Source organism: Limnobaculum parvum (assembly GCF_003096015.2).
Classification (GTDB): domain Bacteria; phylum Pseudomonadota; class Gammaproteobacteria; order Enterobacterales; family Enterobacteriaceae; genus Limnobaculum; species Limnobaculum parvum.
The window spans coordinates 2,552,103-2,573,150 of record NZ_CP029185.2 but is presented as its reverse complement, the minus strand read 5'-3'; the positions used below and the strand labels follow the sequence as shown (position 1 = coordinate 2,573,150).

General features: G+C 46.6%; 17 protein-coding genes and 1 pseudogene. 14 read left to right on the top strand and 4 right to left on the bottom strand.

Annotated features, from left to right (window positions below; all coding sequences use genetic code 11):
• Positions 1–38: 38 nt before the first annotated feature.
• The 7 genes from HYN51_RS10775 to truD all read left to right on the top strand — a co-directional run bounded on the left by HYN51_RS10775 (position 39) and on the right by truD (position 5,273).
• Positions 39–800 carry an amino acid ABC transporter permease gene (locus HYN51_RS10775; protein ID WP_108900022.1) on the top strand — a complete coding sequence of 254 codons (762 nt, stop codon included), beginning with the start codon at positions 39–41 and terminating at the stop codon, positions 798–800.
• Entirely contained in the window at positions 793–1,521 is a 729-nt protein-coding gene (locus HYN51_RS10770) for an amino acid ABC transporter ATP-binding protein (protein WP_108900021.1), read from the top strand. The genes HYN51_RS10775 and HYN51_RS10770 overlap by 8 nt, the downstream gene beginning before the upstream one ends.
• A 151-nt stretch (positions 1,522–1,672) precedes the next feature.
• The gene (locus tag HYN51_RS10765) at positions 1,673–2,635 is read left to right on the top strand and encodes an aminoimidazole riboside kinase (RefSeq protein WP_108900020.1); all 963 of its coding nucleotides are present in this window, start codon (positions 1,673–1,675) and stop codon (positions 2,633–2,635) included.
• A 75-nt stretch (positions 2,636–2,710) separates the two neighbouring features.
• Positions 2,711–3,013, top strand: coding sequence for a cell division protein FtsB (ftsB, locus tag HYN51_RS10760; RefSeq protein ID WP_108900019.1), 303 nt, complete (start codon positions 2,711–2,713; stop codon positions 3,011–3,013).
• An 80-nt stretch (positions 3,014–3,093) separates the two neighbouring features.
• Positions 3,094–3,732: a 2-C-methyl-D-erythritol 4-phosphate cytidylyltransferase gene (ispD, locus tag HYN51_RS10755; protein WP_230514059.1), complete on the top strand. Its 639-nt coding sequence runs from the start codon at positions 3,094–3,096 to the stop codon at positions 3,730–3,732.
• An 18-nt stretch (positions 3,733–3,750) separates the two neighbouring features.
• On the top strand, positions 3,751–4,224 hold the full coding sequence (gene ispF, locus HYN51_RS10750) for a 2-C-methyl-D-erythritol 2,4-cyclodiphosphate synthase (protein ID WP_108900017.1): 474 nt from the start codon (positions 3,751–3,753) through the stop codon (positions 4,222–4,224).
• Between the two features lie 8 nt (positions 4,225–4,232).
• Entirely contained in the window at positions 4,233–5,273 is a 1,041-nt protein-coding gene (truD, locus tag HYN51_RS10745; RefSeq protein WP_108900016.1) for a tRNA pseudouridine(13) synthase TruD, read from the top strand.
• Positions 5,274–5,470: 197 nt separating this feature from the next.
• Here truD and eptA read toward each other — a convergent pair whose 3' ends face one another.
• Positions 5,471–7,099 (bottom strand): phosphoethanolamine transferase EptA, encoded by a 1,629-nt coding sequence (gene eptA / locus HYN51_RS10740; protein WP_108900015.1) that lies wholly within the window; start codon positions 7,097–7,099, stop codon positions 5,471–5,473.
• 318 nt (positions 7,100–7,417) lie between these two features.
• Between eptA and surE the strand changes: the two genes are divergently transcribed.
• From surE to rpoS, 4 genes and pseudogenes are all read left to right on the top strand, one after another.
• The gene (gene surE, locus HYN51_RS10735; RefSeq protein WP_108900014.1) at positions 7,418–8,170 is read left to right on the top strand and encodes a 5'/3'-nucleotidase SurE; all 753 of its coding nucleotides are present in this window, start codon (positions 7,418–7,420) and stop codon (positions 8,168–8,170) included.
• A gap of 2 nt (positions 8,171–8,172) precedes the next feature.
• Positions 8,173–8,805 (top strand): protein-L-isoaspartate(D-aspartate) O-methyltransferase, encoded by a 633-nt coding sequence (locus tag HYN51_RS10730; protein ID WP_108900013.1) that lies wholly within the window; start codon positions 8,173–8,175, stop codon positions 8,803–8,805.
• Between the two features lie 275 nt (positions 8,806–9,080).
• Positions 9,081–10,225, top strand: a pseudogene (gene nlpD / locus HYN51_RS10725) (murein hydrolase activator NlpD).
• Positions 10,226–10,282: 57 nt separating this feature from the next.
• Entirely contained in the window at positions 10,283–11,272 is a 990-nt protein-coding gene (rpoS, locus tag HYN51_RS10720; RefSeq protein ID WP_108900012.1) for an RNA polymerase sigma factor RpoS, read from the top strand.
• A 76-nt stretch (positions 11,273–11,348) separates the two neighbouring features.
• On the opposite strand, the gene HYN51_RS10715 is transcribed toward rpoS, so the two are convergent.
• Entirely contained in the window at positions 11,349–13,490 is a 2,142-nt protein-coding gene (locus HYN51_RS10715) for a TonB-dependent siderophore receptor (protein WP_108900011.1), read from the bottom strand.
• 269 nt (positions 13,491–13,759) lie between these two features.
• Here HYN51_RS10715 and HYN51_RS10710 point away from each other — a divergent pair, with 269 nt between their 5' ends.
• Complete coding sequence (locus tag HYN51_RS10710) at positions 13,760–14,866, top strand: ABC transporter substrate-binding protein (protein WP_108900010.1); 1,107 nt, start codon at positions 13,760–13,762, stop codon at positions 14,864–14,866.
• A 4-nt stretch (positions 14,867–14,870) separates the two neighbouring features.
• Complete coding sequence (locus tag HYN51_RS10705) at positions 14,871–15,449, top strand: MSMEG_1061 family FMN-dependent PPOX-type flavoprotein (RefSeq protein WP_108900009.1); 579 nt, start codon at positions 14,871–14,873, stop codon at positions 15,447–15,449.
• Positions 15,450–15,529: 80 nt separating this feature from the next.
• Here HYN51_RS10705 and mutS read toward each other — a convergent pair whose 3' ends face one another.
• Entirely contained in the window at positions 15,530–18,088 is a 2,559-nt protein-coding gene (mutS, locus tag HYN51_RS10700) for a DNA mismatch repair protein MutS (protein WP_108900008.1), read from the bottom strand.
• A 223-nt stretch (positions 18,089–18,311) separates the two neighbouring features.
• Between mutS and HYN51_RS10695 the strand changes: the two genes are divergently transcribed.
• A complete protein-coding gene (locus tag HYN51_RS10695) occupies positions 18,312–18,527 on the top strand; it encodes an Arm DNA-binding domain-containing protein (protein ID WP_108900007.1) in 216 nt (71 codons plus the stop codon).
• A gap of 485 nt (positions 18,528–19,012) precedes the next feature.
• On the opposite strand, the gene HYN51_RS10685 is transcribed toward HYN51_RS10695, so the two are convergent.
• Positions 19,013–21,004 carry an O-linked N-acetylglucosamine transferase, SPINDLY family protein gene (locus HYN51_RS10685; RefSeq protein ID WP_108900005.1) on the bottom strand — a complete coding sequence of 664 codons (1,992 nt, stop codon included), beginning with the start codon at positions 21,002–21,004 and terminating at the stop codon, positions 19,013–19,015.
• Between the last annotated feature and the right edge of the window lie 44 nt (positions 21,005–21,048).

Here is a 21,048-nt window from a genome sequence, read left to right as displayed (position 1 = left end):
TATTCGCCCTGAATGTTTTTCTATAACGGATTCATTTTATGTCAGGATTTCGCTGGGAGATAATCCAGGAGTATGCCCCGCTGTTTGCTGAGGGTGCATGGATGACCATCAAGTGTACCATCATCTGTGTGATATTGGGTGTCACTTGGGGACTCATTCTCGGGTTAGGCGGTACGGCTCAGGCGCCACGCAATCGCGGTTTAAACCGCCTGTTGCATATTTTTGTACAGTGGCCAGTTAAGATTTATGTCAGTGCCTTTCGTGGTACGCCGCTGTTTGTTCAGATCATGGTGGTACACTTTGCCCTGATCCCCCTGCTGATTAATCCTCGCGATGGTTTACTGGTCAGCAGTGGCATCATGTCTGTGGATTTTGCCCGCATGTTGCGATCGGAATACGGTGCATTTCTCTCCTGCGTAGTGGCGATTACCCTTAACGCTGGGGCTTATGTTTCCGAGATTTTCCGCGCCGGTATTCAGTCTATCGATCGTGGACAGATGGAAGCGGCCCGTTCGCTGGGAATGAGCTATGGTAAAACCATGCGTAAGATTATTTTACCGCAGGCGTTTCGCCGTATGTTACCGCCGTTGGGTAATAACGCGATTGCCATTGTTAAGGACTCTTCGCTGGCATCCGCCATTGGGCTTGCCGATCTGGCCTATGCCGCCCGCACCGTTTCTGGTGCCTATGCCAGCTACTGGGAACCCTACCTGACAATCTCTGTTGTTTACTGGGTGATCACATTCTTACTTTCGCTGACGGTAAGGCATATGGAAAAGAGGTTAGGCCGAAGTGATTAAGATTCGTCATTTACAAAAACAGTTTGGAAAAACTCACGTTTTACGGGGTATTTCCTGTGATATTGCCGCCAATGAGGTGGTCTGTATTATTGGCCCATCGGGCTCAGGTAAAAGTACATTTCTGCGATGTATGAATGCGCTGGAAGAGATGAGCGGCGGTGAAATTACCATCGGGGGCTATGATGTTCACGATAGTAAAACCGATTTGAATAAACTGCGTGAAAGCGTCGGTATGGTGTTTCAGCGTTTTAACCTGTTTCCTCACATGACGGTGTTGGAGAATCTGATTCTAGCGCCGATGGACGTGAAAAAATTGTCGAAAGCCGAAGCGATAAAACGCGCTGAACAACTACTGCAAAAAGTAGGTTTGATCGATAAGATTGATGCTTATCCAAGCCAGTTATCCGGTGGGCAGCAGCAGCGGGTAGCTATTGCCCGTGCGCTGGCGATGGAACCCAAAGTGATGCTATTTGATGAACCCACTTCGGCGCTCGATCCTGAGCTGGTGGGTGAAGTCTTGGCCGTCATGAAGTCTCTAGCCCATGAAGGCATGACAATGGTGGTGGTGACCCACGAGATGGGCTTTGCTAGGGATGTTGCCGATAGAGTCATCTTTATCGATCAGGGCGTCATTCAGGAAGAAGACGTACCAGAAAAATTGTTTACCGCCCCGTCGAGTGAGAGAACTAAAGCATTTTTAAGTAAGGTATTATCGGTTTAGTTTAGTTCGGCTTTTGTATTAATTGCGGAGTAAGTTCCGTCCACTAACCGTGGGGCGTCCGAATTAGCATTGGTGCAAGTGATCGAGCAGGGTGGTATTAGGGCGAATCCCCCTGCACCTCAGTTATTGATAACAATCAACATTGAATATGATGAAAATCTGGTCATTAGGTGATGTGGTAGTCGATCTGCTACCGCTGGAAGATATGCAGTATCAGGCCTGTGCCGGTGGTGCTCCGGCTAATGTAGCGGTGGGGGTTGCTCGTTTAGGGCATCCATCAGGTTTTGTCGGACGGGTGGGTAACGATCCATTTGGTCGTTTTATGGCTGAATCACTGGCACAGGAAGGGGTTGACTGTCAGTGCATTGAACAGGATGACCATTATAAAACCAGCACCGTTATTGTCGATTTAACTGCCAGCGGTGAGCGCAGTTTTACTTTTTTGGTTAGCCCTTCGGCAGATCAGTTTCTTGCTTTACATGCATTACCTGACGCATCGGCGGCTATTTTGCATACCTGTTCACTGGCCCTGACGGGTAAAGTTTGTCGGGATTCGCTGCTCAATATTACCCGTCAGATTAAGCAGCAGGGTGGAATGGTGAGTTTTGACCTGAATCTGCGGGATCAGATGTGGGCGGATAAGCAGGAAATGTATCAACTCATCGCTGAATATTGCACTAAGGCCGATGTGCTTAAGTTGTCAGAGGAAGAACTGTTTTGGTTAACCCAGAGTTCTGATGATAGTTGGTCCGATGCCTTGGCGCGCTTAAGCGATTATCCGGCAGCACTGGTAGTGATTACCCGAGGCAAACAGGGATGTCTGGTCTTGTGCCAGAATACGATCCACGCATTTGACAGCTATGCGGTAACCAGCGTCGATACTACCGGGGCCGGAGATGCATTTATGGCCGGATTGTTGGTGGGTATCGCCAAATATGGCATTCCAAGACAAGAAAACGAGGTATTAAAAATCCTGAGCCTGATTATCAGTCAAGCCAGCGCGTGTGGGGCATTGTCGACAACCCATAAAGGCGCGTGGGCGGCATTACCGAATCCAAATCAGTTGCAACACTTTCTTTCAATACAGGGAATGTTAAAGCCGGGAACGCGATAAGTTCAGTTTTATCCCATTTCTGTATGGAGTCTAGCCTTGAGTTATGGGATGATTAGCCGGTTTTTAGGGGGCGGGATGAAAAAACTTACGCTGTTATTGATTGTACTTATTGGCTGGTTGCAGTACTCCCTGTGGCTGGGCAAAAATGGCATGCACGATCATGCCCGTGTAGAAGATGATTTGGCTGTACAACAAGATAACAATGCCAAACTAAAATCTCGTAATGCACGACTGTTCGCAGAAATTAACGACCTGAAAGGTGGCCAAGAGGCCATTGAAGAGCGTGCCCGTAATGAACTGGGAATGATTAAACCGGGAGAGAGTTTCTATCGGATTATTACTGAACAGTCTCAGCCAGCACAAGGTGGTAAAAAGTAGTGACGCAGGCAAATTCTTCCTCCACGTCATCTTATCCCGATATTGTTGCCATCCTTCCCGCCGCGGGTATTGGCAGCCGCATGCAGGCTGATTGTCCCAAACAGTATCTCACTATTGGTCAACAGACGATCATTGAATACGCTATTTATACGCTATTGTCCCATACTGCTGTTCGTCAGGTTATTGTTGCGCTAAATCCTAAGGATAATACCTTTGCTCAACTGGCGGTGGCCCGAGATCCTCGCGTTTCAGTGGTTGTGGGCGGTGCTGAACGTTCTGACTCGGTATTGGCTGGCTTGACGCGGGCCAAAACCCTGCAGGCTGATTGGGTTTTAGTACATGATGCCGCTCGTCCGTGCCTGAATTACGGTGATTTAGATAAGCTGATTCAATCGGTATTACACGTAAAGCAGGGCGGTATTTTGGCCATGCCGGTCAGAGACACCATGAAACGAGCAGTTATCGATAAAGCCGCGATTGCGAATACGGTAGATAGAAACGGCCTTTGGCATGCATTAACGCCACAAATGTTCCCTTTGGAACTGCTGTTTGAATGCATGGTTCGGGCGCAACAAGAAGGCGCAGTATTGACCGATGAAGCTTCAGCTCTGGAATATTGTGGTTTTCATCCGCTGCTAGTACCTGGTCGATCAGACAATATTAAAGTTACCCGCCCTGAAGATCTGGCGCTGGCAACATTCTATCTTACACACCAATAAGAGACAGGAGAGTGGCTAATGCGTATTGGTCATGGTTTTGACGTACATAAATTTGGCGGAGAAGGCCCGCTGATTATTGGTGGGGTTCGCATCCCTTATGAGTTTGGTTTACTTGCCCATTCTGATGGGGATGTGGCACTGCACGCATTAACGGATGCCCTGCTGGGCGCAGCGGCGTTGGGGGATATCGGCAAGCTGTTTCCCGATACCGATCAAGCTTATAAAGGTGCAGATAGCAGAGCGCTTCTGCGTGAAGCTTTTCGTCAGGTTAAGGCAAAGGGCTATGAGATTGGCAATGTGGATGTCACCATCATTGCTCAGTCACCCAAGATGGCTCCCCATATTCCACAAATGCGGGTCAATATTGCGGAAGATTTAGGTTGTCATATGGAGCAGGTTAACGTCAAAGCGACAACGACAGAACAGCTTGGTTTTACCGGACGTAAAGAGGGGATTGCTTGTGAAGCCGTAGCCCTGCTGGTTAAGGCGTGAACAACAGCATGATGTCATTATCCTGGCTATATGGCGAACCGGCTGCCACCGGCGTACTTAAAAAATTCCCACAAGATTTCTGCGTTAAAGAAGATCTGGGGTTTGAACCCGATGGTGAAGGTGAACACGTACTGGTTTATTTACGCAAGACTGGCTGTAATACTCAGTTTGTAGCCGATAATCTGGCGCGTTTTGCAAAAGTGTCGGGTCGGGTAGTTAGTTATGCCGGACTTAAAGATCGTCATGCGGTGACTGAGCAGTGGTTCTGCCTGCAAATGCCGGGGAAAGAGACACCCGATTTCAGCGCCTTCTCACTGGAAGGGTGTGAGGTGCTGAAAGTGGCTCGTCATCGCCGCAAGCTACGTATCGGTACTCTCAAAGGAAATTTTTTTCAACTGGTGTTAAGGGATATCAGTTTGAAGGATGATGTTGAGTCGCGCTTACAAAAGATTCAGCACTCCGGAGCGGCCAACTATTTTGGTGAACAACGTTTTGGCCGTCAGGGTAGTAATCTGGTGATGGCAGAACGTTGGGCCAACAATGAAATTAGCGTAAAAGAGCGTAACAAACGTAGCTTTTACCTTTCCGCTGCTCGCAGCGCGATGTTTAACCATGTTGCCAGCCAGCGAGTAGCGCAATCGTCATATCAGCAAGTGATGCCCGGTGATGCCATGCAACTGAGTGGCAGAGGAAGCTGGTTTGTTGCACAACCTGAAGAGCTTGAATCTTTGCAGCAGCGGTTAAACGAGGGCGAGTTGCGAGTGACAGCACCATTACCGGGCGACGGCGAACTGGGGACCCAGTTGAATGCTCAGATTTTTGAGCAACAGGCATTGGTTGACGACCAAACATTGTACGCGCTGGTAAAACGCGAACGGGTAGAGCCTGCTCGTCGGGCGATCTTGGTTCAACCTCAGCATATGGCATGGCAATGGTTGGATGATGCCACGGTATCCGTTAACTTCTGGTTACCGGCGGGGAGCTTTGCTACCAGCGTGGTGCGCGAGGTGATGCTAGCCGTAGCCAGTGAAGATATTCCGGAAGAATAATTGCTGACCGCTATTGTCAGATAGTGGTTAGCAGATTTGTTTGTTTCAATTTTAGTGAGTATTCCGGCCGTAAATACAATGTGTGTATTTCACGATTGTGCTCGGCCGGAAGGGTCATCTACTCAGCCTCGGTGTACTTCGAGTCTGGATTGTCTTCGAGCGTAAATACGCAATATCAACGCGTTGTCTAATTATTCCTACGCCCTACACCCCTGTAGAATATCCAGCTCGGATTTATATTCCTGAGTCTCTATATTCAGCATTCCTAAAATGGTGTGAAACAGGTTATCTTGTGAAAACGCCTGCTGCTGAGCTTTATGTTCCAGACAGCGACGGTCTATTTTATAATTCTGTTGGTAATCGTCTGACATCCACATCAGGAACGGGATATGGGTTTGTTCATCTGGAGCCAGTAAATAAGGGGTTCCGTGCAGATACAATCCTTTTTCACCCAGTGATTCCCCATGGTCGGAAAGATAAACCAGTGCTGTAGCGAATTTCTGCTGGTGACTTTTCAACAGGCTGAGGGTTTTATCCAGCATGGCATCGGTATAGAGCAGTGTGTTGTCATAAGTATTCATCAGCGACTGGTGGTCGCAGTCCTGTATCTGATTACTGTCACAGGTTGGCGTGAATTGTCGATATTCAGAGGGATAACGCTCGAAATAGGCCGGCCCATGACTGCCCATTTGATGCAATACGATCAGACCATCGCCATTCAGGCCGTTAATATAGTTATCCAGTTTGCTCAATAATGCGTCATCATAGCAACTGCCATTGTGGCATAAGCCATCAGGTTTTAGTTGGGTAATATCCTGATGAGGAATGCGATCGCAGGCGCCTTTACATCCTCCGTCATTTTCCCGCCACAATACATTGACCTTGGCTCTGGCAACAATATCCATCAGTCCTTCCTGATGTGCGGCTTTTACGGCGTCATACTCTTTGCGTGTCATATCGGAAAACATACAGGGCACGGAAACCGCAGTCTCGGTACCGCAGGAAGTTACGTGCGTAAAATAGATAACATTATTTTGCTTCAGCTTAGGGTTGGTTTCCCGTGGATAGCCACCCAAGGAGAAATTAGCCGCCCGGGCGGTTTCGCCGACGACCAGAATGACCAGCGTCTTTTTCGGTTCTTGCCGAATAACGGGACCTTCATGCGCATCCATACCAATATCAACCAACGGCTGATGGCTCTCTACTTCTCGCTTTAAGGCACTGGTTAAACCAGAAATGTAGTTGGTGGGAATCAGCATCTTGACCAGATGAGGGTGATTGCGAATTAGAGGAGCGTAGTCTTTATAGAAAAAGAAAGCGATAACCACAATCACCAGCAGTGAAAGGCCAATATTCATCAGCCTTGTTCCCACGGCTTTTAGCCAATGCGGTGTCGACTGAATTTTTACCGCAATGACCAGTATAGAAGGCAGCACACCCAACAGAAAGAGCCACAGCATCATTTTTGGGGTTATCAGCGCTATGATTTCCTGCGTGTTGGTCTCTAAGGCGTTTTGCATCATATTGCGATCAATAACCACATTGAAGCTGTACATCACATAGTTAACGTAGGCGCCGACCAACAATAAAACGATTACCAATGGTTTTCGCAACCAGGGGATCAACAGTAAGCTAAATAGGATATTCAACGCACAAAATAGTGTAACTGGCACCGTCGCCATAAAAAGCCAGTGCTGCCGTCCGGTATCAGTAATGGCGTGCCAGAATGCGGTTAATGCCAGCGCGTTTTGAAACAGGGTAAAAAACAATGCGGTTATTACAACAAAGGTAAGTCCACGGCAGCGTAACTTACTGGCAATACTCATAGCGTTGCTCCAGTCATATAATCTGACAAGCGGGTAGTTGGAAATGACAGCTATTTGGATATTGTGGTTATCGTTTAGTTCAGACTTGATAACGGTTAATTATTTCATTGATGATAGTTTGCATAATATATCGCCAGCGAGGGACAAATCTTAGAAGAAAGCACCACTGAATGGGGTTGTCAGGTTTTCCTGCACATGCGGAAGTGGTTATAATCAAACTTGTGTTAATAATGATGATGAACGACCTCTAGGCCGAGTGGGTCAGGGAATAAATATCATCCATACTTATTCAGATTTTAAGGGCTGCAGGCAATATTGATGATGAAAATACTTCTGAGCAATGACGACGGCATTTCTGCGCCGGGCATTCAGATATTAGCTGAACATCTGCGAAAATTTGCTCAGGTACAAGTGGTCGCCCCGGATCGCAACTGCAGCGGCTCCTCCAATGCGTTAACGCTGGAGTTACCAATACGCATCCACACCCAGCAACAGGGCGATATTTCTGTGCGAGGTACGCCGACTGACTGCGTTTATCTGGGGGTGAATGCCCTGATGATACCGCGTCCAGATATTGTGGTATCTGGCATTAATGCAGGGGCAAACCTAGGCGATGATGTTATCTACTCTGGAACAGTTGCGGCAGCAATGGAAGGGCGTCATTTGGGATTACCGGCATTAGCGGTTTCGCTGGTGGGAAACCAACACTTTGAAACTGCTGCGGTAATGGCTTGTAGACTATTGCGTATGTTGGAACAGGAGCCGTTACGTACCAATCGTATTCTGAATATTAATGTGCCGGATTTGCCCTTAAATGAAATTAAAGGATTTAAAGTGACGCGCTGCGGTAGGCGTCATCCGGCAGATCAAGTTATCTGCCAGCAGGACCCTCGAGGGCATGATATCTATTGGATTGGTCCTCCGGGAGAAAAAGATGATGCGGGTGCTGATACTGATTTTGCGGCAGTTGAACAAGGGTATGTATCCATTACGCCATTGCAGGTTGATTTAACCGCGTATGCAGCACAAGATGTGATTAATCAATGGCTATTGCAAACCAAGGTTACCTGAGAATGGCAAGTAAACGTATGCAGACATTGCTAAAACAGCTTGTCGGGCATGGGATCAGCGATGAGCGGGTTCTGCAGGCCATAGCATCCGTTCCGCGTGAACTTTTTATTGATGAGGCGCTGTCTCATCAGGCCTATGACAATACCGCATTACCAATAGGTGCCGGACAAACTATCTCTCAGCCCTATATGGTGGCTAAAATGACGGAATTGCTGAAGCTGACGGCAAACTCAAAAGTGCTGGAGATTGGCACAGGCTCTGGCTATCAGACGGCGGTTTTAGCCAATCTTACACATCATGTTTATTCCATTGAACGTATTAAGAGCCTGCAATGGCAGGCGAAACGAAGGCTGAAACAGCTCGATTTGCATAATGTGTCAACCCGTCACGGCGATGGCTGGGAAGGCTGGCCGGTTCGTGGGCCTTTTGACGCAATTATTGTTACTGCGGCACCGGATGAAATCCCCCCCTCTCTGATGACTCAACTGGTGGAGGGGGGACGGTTAGTACTGCCGGTGGGAGAACAGCATCAATCTCAGTTGTTGCAACTGATTCAACGCTATGGTGACAAATTTATGGTAGAGACCATTGAAATGGTGCGCTTTGTTCCTATGGTCAAAGGGGAACTGGCCTGATCCATATGTAGAGATAGGTAAATTTATCTATTCTTGTTTGACGTTACCTATCAATTTAGTGTCCAATTTACGGCTATCTGTCTTTATTAGATAGTTGTTAGTAGTATAAGTCGCATAAAGTGATGCTATCTGCCGTAATCTTGATGATTTCTTAGCAACGGCAGCGTCAGATTTACTTAATTTTAAGTCGCCATATTTATGGCAGGTTTGTCCTGTTATTGACGGGATAAGCATGGATATTATCAGTTTTGATTCTGCTACACGGTGGGGGAAGCATGAATAAAGGAAGCCCGATGATGACGTATCGGCGTATAGCAATAGGCGCAGCGATAAGTGTGTTACTGGTTGGTTGTAGTAGTGAGCCGACAAAACCTGCTCCAATTACGTCTATTAATAATAGCAGCGGAACCTATTCTACTGCCTCCACCTCAACCCCAGCAAAAACCTCCGGGTCAGAGACGACAGTCGCGATGGATACCAGCCGTCCGAATATTGTTTATACCGAAGGTCAGGAATTGGCTCCGGCAGCCTCTAATGCGTCCGCTCAGAGTAGCGGTAACCCGTTTAGTCAGAGCAAAGCTGTCAGCCATCAGGCTGCCGCTTCCGGCGATCGTATTGTTTATAATCGTAGCTACTCTGATATTCCAAAAGGTTCTTACAACGGGGGGCCAACCTATACCGTCTCTCGTGGTGATACTTTATTCTATATTGCTTGGATCACCGGTAATGACTATCGTGAATTGGCACAAAAAAATAACATTGCAGAACCTTATTCTTTATCAGCTGGTCAGACCTTAAACGTTAGCGGCGGTGCGAATACGGGTGGAATGTTGGCTGGAGCCAGTAATAATGGGGCATCCGTCTCATCTGTGACGTCTAACCAAAATCCTACAACAAGTGTTGATTCTGCTAATTCAGGCGCGTACACGCCCCAAGTAGTAAACAAAATGTTGATAAAACGTTACCGACTACGACAGCGGCCGGAACGACAACCACAGCGAGTAGTACCGCAACGACACCGGCAACGGCGAGTAGCAGCAGTACCTCAAATGTTCGCTGGCGTTGGCCGACTGAAGGGAAGGTGATAGAGAACTTTTCCACCTCAGAAGGGGGTAATAAAGGGATCGATATTGCGGGATCTCGTGGTCAGACTGTACAGGCAGCCGCTGATGGGCGAGTTGTTTATGCAGGCAATGCGCTACGTGGATACGGTAATTTAATCATTATCAAACATAATGATGACTATTTGAGTGCGTATGCGCACAATGACTCGATGCTCGTGGCTGAGCAACAAGAAGTCAAAGCAGGTCAAAAAATAGCAACAATGGGTAGTACGGGCACCAGCTCGGTGAGATTGCACTTCGAAATCCGCTATAAGGGCAAGTCTGTCAACCCGCTGCAGCATTTGCCGCAGCGTTAACTGGGCAGGAGTTGTTTTCCTGCCTGATTGTCGCAATTTACAGGTAGGAAAACAAAAATGAGTTCCAATACGCTGAAAGTCAACGAATGGCCTGAAAATGCCGATTTCGATGATAGTGAACCCACGGAGTTCGACGAAAAAGCTCAACTGGATACCGTCGAAGAAGATAGCTCCACGGATGACATACTGCTTTCACAAGATGTGACTCAACATGTGCTGGATGCGACACAGCTATATCTCGGAGAAATTGGTTTTTCACCTTTATTAACCGCGCAGGAAGAAGTCTATTTTGCACGGCGGGCATTACGTGGCGATGCCGCAGCCCGCAGTCGCATGATAGAAAGTAACCTGCGTTTGGTTGTCAAAATTGCTCGTCGATATAACAATCGGGGTCTTGCACTGCTTGATCTTATCGAAGAGGGCAACTTGGGTCTTATTCGTGCGGTAGAAAAGTTTGATCCTGAAAGAGGATTCCGTTTCTCTACTTATGCCACTTGGTGGATTCGTCAGACGATCGAACGTGCCATCATGAATCAGACCAGAACCATTCGCTTACCGATTCATATCGTTAAAGAGCTCAATGTCTATTTGCGTACCGCCCGTGAGCTTTCCCAAAAGCTGGATCACGAACCGCGCGCGGAAGACATTGCACTCCAACTGGATAAATCAGTGAGTGATGTTAGTCGGATGCTACGGCTTAACGAACGTGTGACGTCTGTGGATTCTCCGTTAAATGGTGAATCAGATAGTGCATTGTTGGATATCTTACCGGATGAGAATAACAATGATCCTGAATTTACGACTCAGGATAATGATATTAAGCAGAGCATCGTTAAATGGTTATTTGAGCTGAATCCAAAGCAGCGAGAAGTATTAGCCCGTCGTTTCGGCCTGTTAGGTTATGAAGCGGCAACCCTAGAAGATGTTGGCGCAGAGATTGGGTTAACCCGTGAGCGCGTTCGTCAAATTCAAGTCGAAGGGCTGAGTCAGTTGCGTGAGATTCTGGTGAAACAAGGGCTGAATATTGAGTCGCTGTTTCAGGAATAATCCCTTTAGGTATTAATCTATTAGACGATAAAAAGCCGGCTTCAAATAAAGCCGGCTTTTTTCATGCGTTGCTAAATTACCAGTGGTAATTGATGTTCGCTGTTACTTTTCGACCTTCACCGTAGTAACACCAGTAGTTACAGCCGCTAACGTAGTTAGTATCGGTCAGGTTGCTGGCGTTGACCTGCACTTGCCACTCTTTGTTGATGTCATAGCGGACCATTGCATCCCACAGTGTGTAAGCCGGGACTTTCAGATCCTTATCGTTAGTCTTATCGCCGTAGGTGCTGCCAATATAGCGGACACCGGAACCAATGGTTAGCCCTTCAAGTTTCCCATTGAAGGCGTAGTCGGCCCACAGAGAAGCCATGTGCAGCGGCGTTAACGGCAGGCGATTACCAATTTCATCACTATTGCCGGAACGAATTGTCTCCACACGATTTAGCGTATAGTTGGCATGAAGTTGAAGGGCATCGGTGACATAACCCACGGCTTCCAGCTCTAGGCCTCGGGAACGCGCCATTCCTGTTTGAATCTGAGCGTAGTTAATGGTTGGGTCGTTTGACGTGGTCAAAATGTTCTTTTGATATATTTCAAACGCGGCAGCATTAAAGTAACCGTTGAAGCCAGCGGGAACATATTTAACACCGATTTCCGTTTGTTGCCCCGTTTGTGGCTCATAAGGTTTATTGTTGCCATCACGCCCAGACAGCGGTTGGAAGGATTCTGAATAACTGATGTATGGGTTAAGACCATTGTCAGCCAGATACATTAAACCTGCACTTTTGGTGTACTTGTGGTCATCCATATCGATACGGCTGTCGGCGGTGTTACTGTTGGCACCCGCGTTTGAGATGATGTCGCTGGAACGCGCTTTATCGTAACGACCGCCGAGCAATAATAACCATTTATCATCAAACTTCAGCTGGTTTTGAACGTATATCCCCGTTTGAAAACGTTTGGTGTGGTGACCAAATAGCTGGTCGTCGCTGACTGGCGTGTAGTTACCGTAGACTGGGTTAAATATGTCCAGAGGACTGCCGAAACTATAGACGTTACCATCGGTACCACGTGAGTTAATGGTTGAGTAATCGGTACCCAGCAATAACGTATCTTCAAAACGACCTGACGTCCAGTTACCGACCAAACGGTTGTCGATAGCATAGTTTTGAGCGCTACCATCGCGATAGGTCAGGCCCCGTTGAATGTTCCGGTCATCAAGCATATATGAGCCGTAAACGTTGCGTAACAGTAGGTTAAGGTAGCTGTAGGAGCCATTCTGCTTAAATGTCCAAGTATCATTAAACATGTGGCTCAGCTCATAGCTGATGTTGAATTGCTCTGAATTGCCTTTGCTGTAGCTCGGCTCGCCAAAGCTTGTGTCTTTATCCACCTTACCGAACGGTGTGCTATGCAGCGTACCGTATGGCAGCTTAAAGCCGCTGGTTGGGTTAGTGTTATCTTTCATGTAGCTGGTAAGCAGCGTCAGGCTTGTTTTATCGTTGAAATCAATGGACATGCTTGGAGCGAAGTAGTAACGCTCGCTGGATGCGCCATCTACCGGACCGTTATCTTTTTTGGCAAAGCCAACGAAGCGATAAAGTACGTTACCTTCTTCGTTGACCGGGCCAGACGTATCGATACCAAAGTGGCGGTAATCGTCTGAACCATAGGCAACGTCAATTTCCCCTTGCTTTAAGCGAGTTGGGTGTTTGGTGATGATATTCACCAACCCCCCCGGAGGGTTTTGACCATACAGCATGGAGGCCGGACCTTTAAGGGCGTCAATGCGCTCTATACCATACGTTTCCTGATGCCAGGAGTAGAATCCTGCTTCATTATAAATGCTGGGCAGACCGTTTTGATAAGGTGCCCATTCGAAGCCCCGAATAATCAACCAGTCGGTTCGGTTATCTGCGCCGTACTGGCCGGTCTGAATACCTGCGCTGTAGCGTAAGGCTTCATCAATTTTTTTTGCGCCACGCTCTTTGATATCTTGTTCTGTGACTTCTGATACTGACCTTGGCGTTTCTGCTGCGGGAGTATCCATTTTCATCGCCGTATTACTGCCGGTAACGAGCAATGTTTCATGTTCGTCAGCCGCTTTTTTAGCCGTGGTTTCTTCAGCCATCGCAGGTGAAATCGCCGTCAGGCTAAGTAAAATAGCATAAGCTAATGGCTTGTAAGTCAGGCTGTTCGGTGCAACCGGATTGTTCATAGATTAGGGTATCCTGATGAATGAATCTAAAATGAGAATAATTATCATGCGTATTCTCTTTTCTTTTGTATGTTTTTGTCAATTGAAACCATAAGAAGCCTGATGAATAGTTTTAAACCAGTGGAATAGCGCGCATTAAGACAATATATTGCGAATAGTTATCATTATTTATAAGCTATAGTTATCAGCGGTGGTATGATCTGCGAGTTTTCACATGGGCTATGGATACCAACCGTTTTCACTTTTGATATATAGGGTTTTAGAATTCGATGAGCAAAAGCTTGTTAAAGCTGGTGTTAGTACTGATTTTCAGTATGTCAACGGCCAGTGCAGCAGAGTGGCCAAAAACGGTCACCGATGTATTAGGCAATCAGGTCGTTATCAATAAAAAACCACAGCGAGTGGTTTTAGCATCGGGCTATAGTTTTGTCGCATTGTCATATGCCCATGAAGATCCCACATCATTTTTGGTTGGTTGGGGAAGTGAACTAAAGAAATTTGATATCGCCACTTACGAACTTTTTCAGAAGCATTTTCCTAAACTATCCTCATTGAAGACCATCGGCAGTGGTAGCGGGGATGAGCTGTCTTTAGAAACGATGTTGTCGCTGTCTCCGGATTTAGTGATTTTCGAGGCATGGCAGGCGCCACGTTCGCAATCTCTGATAGCACTGCTGAATAAGAGCAAAATTCCGGTGGTGTTTATTGATTACTACCAGTCACCGCTGAAAAATACCGTTCCTTCTATGCGAGTGCTGGGGCAGGTGTTGGATCGCGAAGCGAAAGCTGAGGAATTGATAGCCTTCTATCAAAACCATATGGAACGCTTGACCTCCCGCCTTAACGGCCCTCAATTACAGCATCCGCGAGTCTTGCTTCATGCTTATCCTGGCGTATGGGAATGTTGTTGGAGCAGTGGTTCTGGTGGTCTTGGTGAGTATATATCACTGTTTAAAGGTGAAAACGTTGGTGCTGATAAGTTCCCAACGGCTAATGGTGGATTACTGAGCCTTGAATACTTAATTCAGAAAAACCCTCAGGTATATATTGCGACCGGTCATTCTGCCGTCGATCCACAAAAAGCCCTGCCATTAGGCACCAGTGTTGATATGGCATTAAGCCAGCGGCAGTTAAAATCGCTGGTGGAGCAGAAAGGGATTAATACCTTTGATGCGGTTAAAAATGGGCGAGTGTATGGTTTCTGGAACTATTTTTCTGGCTCGCCGTTTAATATTGTTGGTGCTGAAGTGATGGCGAAATGGATCCAGCCTGAGCTGTATCAGGACATTGATCCACAGCAGACCATGAACGAAATGAATCAACGGTTTCTTCCCGTGAAGTTAACCGGGACTTACTGGCTGACTTTGCAGAGATAGTATTATGTATATAAAACCTGAACACGCAGTCTCTTCTCAACAGCAACTGCGTGAACACTACGATATGCCTCATGAAATAGTGGTGAAAAAGCAGATTGATTTTTTGGCACCTTATGGTCAGACGCTGATCTCCATGTCACCGTTTTTTGTACTGGCGACGGTGGGTAAAAACGGGGTGGATGCATCACCTAAAGGTGGATATCCGGGCTTTGTGAAAACCGTAGGAGAGAAAACGTTATTAATCCCTGACTATGCTGGTAATAATCGTTTAGATGGCCTGCAGAATATTATTGAGAACCCGCAGGTTGGTTTAACCTTTTTAGTGCCAGGCTATAACGAAACTTTTCGCATTAATGGTAAAGCGACGATCTCTATCGACCCTTCTCTGTGTGAGTTTTTCACCGATACCGGTAAAAAAGTGAAGTGTGTGATTGTGGTTGAGATTGAAGAGGCATTTATTCACTGCGGTCAGGCTATTACGCTGGCGAAATTGTGGGATAGCGAAAGCCAAACCAATAAGGATAAAGCGCCTTCTCTTGATGATATTATCCAGTTTCACACCGGGCGTGAAACAGTGTCATAAATCGCGTTATTTGTTATAACAAAAAGCCGGGCAATGAATACAGTTCAATTGACCGGCTTTTTACGTTAAGGATGGAAAAATCAGACCAGATCTTTTAACCGGTAGATCCACTCCAGCGCTTGCTTAGGTGATAGGGTATCCGGATCTAGATTTACCAGTGCTTCAACTGCTGGAGATGTCTCTTCAACGGCGATCAGCGCCATTTGTGAACCTTCTGCTGTGCTATTAGCCGCATTAATCGACAGTGATTCCAGCTCTTTCAGTTTTTGTCTGGCGCGTTTAATTACGTCTTTCGGCACACCAGCCAGTGCAGCAACCGCCAAACCATAACTCTTACTGGCTGCGCCCGGTTGTACGCTGTGCATAAAAGCAATGGTATCGCCATGCTCAACCGCATCCAGATGAACATTTTCCACACCTTCCATACGTTCAGGCAGGGTGGTGAGTTCAAAATAGTGAGTGGCAAACAGCGTCATGGCTTTGATCTTATTCGCCAGATTTTCAGCGCAGCTCCATGCCAGAGAAAGACCGTCGTAGGTCGATGTACCCCGACCAATTTCATCCATCAGAATCAGACTTTGTTCCGTTGCGTTATGTAGAATATTGGCGGTTTCAGTCATTTCAACCATAAAGGTTGAACGTCCAGAAGCCAGATCGTCAGCGGCACCGATACGGGTGAAAATGCGATCCACAGGGCCAATAATCGCGCTCTCAGCGGGAACAAAACTGCCGATATGGGCCATCAAGACAATTAACGCAGCTTGACGCATGTAGGTGCTTTTACCTCCCATATTGGGGCCGGTAACAATCAGCATTCTGCGTTGAGGCGATAACAGTAATGGATTGGCAATAAAGGGTTCGTTCAGTACCTGTTCAACCACCGGATGACGACCACCGGTAATGGAAATACCGGGCTTATCCGTTAACTGTGGGCAAATGTAGTTGAGGCTATAGGCCCGTTCAGACAGGTTACACAGTACGTCCAGCTCGGCTAATGCAGAAGCACTCTGTTGCAACGCTTCAAGATGTGGTAACAGCAGGTCGAACAGCCCATCATACAGGCTCTTCTCTAATGCCAGAGATTTTCCTTTGGAGGTCAGAACTTTGTCTTCGTACTCTTTTAGCTCAGGAATGATATAACGTTCTGCATTTTTCAGCGTTTGGCGACGAACGTAATTAATGGGCACTAAATGGCTCTGACCGCGGCTCACCTGAATGTAATAACCATGAATCGCATTAAAGCCAACTTTTAAGGTATCCAGCCCCAGTTTTTCGCGTTCGCGGATTTCCAGACGATCGAGGTAATCGGTGGCACCATCGGCTAAAGCTCGCCATTCATCCAGTTCTGCATGGTAGCCGGGAGCGATTACCCCGCCATCACGGATCAATACTGGCGGTGATTCGATAATGGCGCGTTCTAGCAATGCTTGTAATTCATTAAATTGACCAATTTGCTTTTTTAGCGTCTGAATATAACCGGAGTCAAGCGGTGCCAGAACATGATGGATATCTGGCAATTGCTGAAAAGCATAACGCATACGGGCCAAATCACGTGGGCGGGCAGTACGCAGTGCGAGACGGGCCAGAATACGCTCTAAATCGCCGATATTACGTAGATAAGGCTGAATATCGTCGTAGTAACCCTGTAACTCATTGATTGCGGATTGACGGTTATGCAGTAGCTCAATATGACGGGTTGGGGCATGAATCCAGCGCTTGAGCATCCGACTGCCCATAGGCGTCACCGCATGGTCAAGGATGGCCGCCAGCGTGTTTTCCGTGCCCCCCGACAGATTGATGGTCAGTTCCAAGTTACGGCGTGTGGCAGCATCAAGAATGATGCCATCCTGCTGGCGTTCCAGTGTAATACCACGAATATGGGGCAGGGAGGTGCGTTGAGTATCTTTAACATATTGCAGTAGGCAACCTGCTGCACGCAGGGCGCGTATTGATTTCTCTACGCCAAAGCCATTTAAATCCTTAGTGCCAAACTGCAAATTAAGCTGTTGGCGAGCAGTATCTAATTCAAACTCCCACAATGGACGACGGCGCAGACCGTGGCGCTGGTCGATAAGCGCCATTGAGGTAAAATCTTCCGGGTAGAGTAATTCAGCGGGATTGGTACGCTGAATTTCTGCCGACATGGTCTCTTTATCTACGGGTTCGGAAACCTGAAAGCGGCCAGAACTGATATCCAGCGTAGCATAGCCAAATTGGGCACCTTCCTGCCAGATGGCGGCCAACAGGTTATCTTGACGTTCCTGTAACAGGGCTTCATCACTGACGGTGCCCGGAGTCACAATGCGTACCACTTTACGTTCTACCGGCCCTTTGCTGGTAGCGGGATCGCCAATCTGTTCACAGATAGCAACCGACTCACCCAACTGAACCAGCTTCGCCAGGTAGTTTTCTACCGCATGATGAGGTACGCCAGCCATAGGAATTGGCTCACCGGCAGAAGCGCCCCGCTTGGTCAGAGAAATATCCAGCAGTTGAGAGGCGCGCTTGGCATCATCATAAAATAGCTCGTAGAAGTCACCCATACGGTAAAACAGTAAAATATGAGGATGCTGGGCTTTCAGCTTCAGGTACTGTTGCATCATGGGGGTATGTGAATCTAAATTTAAACTGTCATTCATAAAGTCAATCCAATTAAGTTATTGAGTTTAATGTTTATTATTGTTTGCTTTGTTATCATTAAATCTCATGTTGTCCATAAAATATCACTAAAACGCACATAAAACAGTAGGTTAAAATGTAGGTGTTTAGTTGAATATGACATAATTTAACATATAAAATAAAAACCGATCATTTTTGAAATTAGTGTTATCTATCATTTAGTTATCTTAAAGTGAAGTAACCATGAGAGACAAACAGCCTGCAAAGTCACTTTCCACTAAAGCCCGTGAGGCGATGAAGCCTTATGATAAAGATAAGGTTGATACAGGAGAAAATATGGGTTTGCACGTCACTTGTGGCGCGACCGGCGTTAAAATATTCTTCTATCGTTATTCTAGCCCAATAGTGGGTAATCTCATACAGATAACAATCGGATGCTTCCCGCAAATTTCACTTTAAAATGCAAGGCTTAAGCTAAAAAAATAAAATAAATAAGGCGATTGGGGCGTTGTCCGACTACTGAGCGTAGAGAACAAAAAACAAAGGTTATTAGAAGAGAGCCAAAAGCAACAAGTATCCATCCTTATGGTTGAAGAACTAGGTAGAACAGTACCTGACAGAACCTATTGAAACAAAGCCCAACGATGACGATGACCATGGTTGCGGAAAAGCTGCAAGTTAGCACCAACGGTTGAACATCATCTTAATACTTTGCAGCAGTTGAAGTTTCTGGAAAGGGTCGGCTCGACAAAGGCGGGGTATTGGAAAGTTATCTCGTCGTAATGAAACTTTATTAGTATAACACTCAGAGTGGTTTCAAATATTTTCTCCTGATGACCATAATGTATGTTTATGATCTGTCCTAAATATAGGGAAGTGGACACCCGAATATTTTTATTGGCGCCCTCCATGCAGAAGAGCGCCTTTTCACTTCAGAAAATTGATTATTCGCTTTGCAAAACTATCGGATTCCGTTCCGCATTTTCTTCACAATGCTGTTGCCATATAGCTCGATACAACCGCTCTAAATCCCGGGTAAACTGTTCGGTATTAAATAGTGGTGAAGTGGTTTTGCTGGCGGCCAGTTTATCTTTGAGCTGCTGAATTCTTGCCAGGTCATTGGCCAGTGAGAGGGCTAACTGATAATAGTCTTCATTGGTTTCAGTCACCAACTCGGGTAACCCAACCGCGGTAAGTAGGCTAGCTGCGACACGGCTGGCAAAGAGTGAACCAAGTCGGGTAACCAATGGTACTCCGGCCCATAAGGCATCACTGGCGGTGGTATGTGAGCCAACCGGATAAGTATCCAGTGCTAAATCAGCCAGTTGCAAACGTCCAAGGTGCTGTTCGAGCGGTAGGCTATTGGCGAAAATCAAACGTTGTGGATCAATCCCGTTTTTTACCGCCTCGGCACGTAAGTTATCCATTGGAACAGATGAACTGGAAAGTAACCATAAGACACTGTTTGGTACGTTGTGTAGCAACTTGCACCAAAGAGCGAAAGTCTCCGGGGTATATTTCATGATTTGATTAAAGCTACAAAAAACGAAAGCCTCTTCCGGTAAGTTTTGGTCAGCGCGGCTTGGTCGTGGTGCAATTTTCTTTCGGTCATCGTTGGGTTGATAACAATGAGGCATTAATGCCAGCGTTTCACTAAAGTGTTCTGCGTGTTCGACGGGGGTCACCACCGGGTCGCCAATGATGTAATCTGCTAATCGTGGTTCACCTAATGACCCAGGATAGCCTAACCAACTCACAATGACTGGAGCAGGGCGCAATGTGGCAATCTCCAGGCGGGTATTTTGGGTGAAACCTTTCAAATCAACCAGAAGATGTAAATTATCTTGAGCGATGGTTTTCGCCGCAGCACTGTCAGACATATTACTGAGATCGATTATTTCAATATTCAGTGCGGCTAGCCGTTCCGTATAAGTATCATTTTTGTGAGGAGAATAGGAATAGAGCCGAATAAAGAAGTTATCCGTGTTGTGCTTTTCCAGAATGCCGGACAGTAGATGCATAGTGGCATGGTTATAGAAATCAGAGGAGAGATAACCGATCCTCAACACATTATCAGCAGGTAATGTAGGCGCCAGTGGCACAGGCGTGCGCTGCAACGCACTCTTCAGTTTGAACTGAGCGAACATGTGACCGATATCTCGATGTTGAATTGGCGTCAATCCAGGGATATTTAATAGTGACCAAGGTTCAAAAAAATTGTATTCGCGACTGTCGGTTAAACTTTGCAATGCGGCTTTGTCTAATTCCTCCAGCCCATCCCAGATTGCGCCACGGCGTGCGGCTCGCTGCGCGGAACAGTAATTGCCAATTTTCTTGAACATATCAATAGCGGATTGAAATTCACCATCTTTCTCATGCATACCCGCCAGAATAGAGTAAGACTCAGCAAGATTGGGATCGAACTGGATGGCTTTTTGCAGTATTTGTTTGGCTTTTTCTTCTTGATTGGTATCTCTGAGAACCAGCCCCAAATTTTTATAGGCTAAGGCATATTTAGGCGCACTGGCTATCGCAACATCATAATAATGTTCTGCTTTAACGTAATTTTTTTTGCCAAGTTCTATATTGCCGAGATTATTGGCTGCTTTGGCGTGTCGTGGGTCAAGTTTTATTGCATTGAGGAAAGCGGTTTCTGCTTCGGCATCTTTGTTTAATTCACGATAGATCAGACCGAGATTAAAATAGCATTCAGAGGTGGGTTTGATAACTATCGCTTTACGAACGAGTGATTCAGCTTCGGTATGTCTGTTAAGCAGATAATAAACAACACCTAATAGGTGTACCGCATCAACAAATCTTGGTGCTCGTTGCACCAATTGACGCAGAATGCCCTCGGCTTTTAAGTATTCACCTTTGTTATATAAGGCCAGAGCTTCTTGATATTTCTGATTTAAAATTTGTGGATTGCTCTTCATTGCCCCTCCTGGAGCTCTCGATATGAACAACAGAATTGAATCTG